Source organism: Mesorhizobium sp. M2A.F.Ca.ET.037.01.1.1 (assembly GCF_003998075.1).
Taxonomy (GTDB): domain Bacteria; phylum Pseudomonadota; class Alphaproteobacteria; order Rhizobiales; family Rhizobiaceae; genus Mesorhizobium.
The window spans coordinates 1-432 of the sequence record NZ_RZSA01001824.1 but is presented as its reverse complement, the minus strand read 5'-3'; the positions used below and the strand labels follow the sequence as shown (position 1 = coordinate 432).

The 432-nt window shown below is 64.8% G+C and carries 1 pseudogene; it reads left to right on the top strand.

Annotation, left to right across the window (positions count from 1 at the left end):
* Nucleotides 1–432, top strand: a pseudogene (locus EOA27_RS40005) (citramalate synthase); the annotation flags it as partial.

The following is a 432-nucleotide window of genomic DNA, read 5'->3' as shown; positions in this document are numbered from 1 at the left end:
CTGGACAGGCGGTGGCCAATTCGCTGGCCGCCGTAGAAGCTGGTGTGCGCCAGATCCAGGGCACGTTGAACGGCATCGGCGAGCGCTGCGGCAACGCCAATCTGATCACCATCATCCCAACGCTTTCGCTGAAGCCCGCCTTCGCCGACCGTTTCGAAACCGGCATTTCAGCCGAGGATCTGACCGGAATATCCAGGCTCTCCCGCGCCTTCGACGAATTGCTCAACCGTGCGCCGGAAGCGCAGGCGCCCTATGTCGGTTCGTCCGCCTTCGCCACCAAGGCCGGCATCCATGCCTCGGCTCTGGCCAAGGAGCCGGCGACTTATGAACATGTGCCGCCGGAAGCCGTCGGCAACCGCCGGCGAGTCATGGTCTCCGACCAGGGCGGCAAGGCGAATTTCCTCGCCGAGCTGAAGCGGCGCGGCATCGATG